Consider the following 1097-nt stretch of genomic DNA (forward strand, 5'->3'; position numbering starts at 1 on the left):
TAATGAAATGGACAGTGCGCTGGGCAAAGCTGTCCTGTTTCTTGCGGGTGAAAGTCCCGTCGTAGAAGATAAACCAGACCACTACTTAGCGAGTCTTGCATTTCCGGCGGTAACAAAGGAGATGAAGCGTAGACAGCGAAACATTCGAGCCGAAACCAATAGGTGAACGTGATAGCGCCGAAATTCATTAAGTCGTGTGTGCCGATAGTTTTGTCCAGCTAGCAGGCAACAGCTTCTGAATGGTCATACTGGTGAATTTCCCAGCCAGAAGCACACACCGGAGCCGCAGGCGTCGGCGAGCTTGTAGAGAACAGTGTGGAACCCAGGAGATCCTGATACTTCTCAAGGAAATGAGTATTTCGAGCACAAGTGCCAAAACACAAGGTCTGAGAAATGGGTATCAGGAAGTCGGAACCAGTCATAGTAGTGATGAAACGAGTAATGATCGCGGAGCGAAGGGCGGGCAGACAGATCGAACGTGAGAGGGCAACAATGACCGTACACAGCAACGACGGAGTATCATGGTTAACAAAACTTGAGCGTATAGGCAAGAAATCAGCTAACGACAAACAGCAGGTGTTCAATAACTTAGGACATTTGTTGAACAGTGACATGCTGAAAGGACAATTCCTGCGGCTAGACGGGAATAAGGCCGTGGGTATGGATCGCATGACTAAAGCCGTTTACGGTGAGCATCTTGATGAGAATATTAATAAACTCATCCTGCGAATACGCAGAGGAACGTATCGCCCGAAAGCAGCCAGAATCACGGAGATCCCGAAGGAGGATGGCAGTAAACGGCCACTGGCTATTTCGTGCATAGAGGACAAACTGGTGCAAGTTACGGTCAGTGATATCCTCAGCCGAATCTATGAGCCGCTGTTTATGCCCTGCTCATACGGCTTTCGACCGGGATTAAACTGTCATGCGGCGTTGAAGGCTCTGCAACAGCAAACATACCGTAACTGGAATGGCACGGTTGTGGAAATCGACATCCGAAAGTATTTCAACACAATACCCCATATTGAGCTGATGAGTTTACTGCGGAAGAAGATATCAGATCGCCGTTTTCTCAGACTGATTGAGGTCTTAATAAC

General features: G+C 48.1%; 1 protein-coding gene. It reads left to right on the forward strand.

What is annotated here, in order from left to right; translation table 11 throughout:
* Positions 1 to 492: 492 nt before the first annotated feature.
* Positions 493 to 1097 (forward strand): reverse transcriptase domain-containing protein (locus AACQ83_RS24180; RefSeq protein WP_255567005.1); only part of this gene is annotated, 605 nt, incomplete at its 3' end.

Source organism: Photorhabdus sp. S10-54, assembly GCF_963878145.1.
Classification (GTDB): Bacteria; Pseudomonadota; Gammaproteobacteria; order Enterobacterales; family Enterobacteriaceae; genus Photorhabdus; species Photorhabdus kayaii.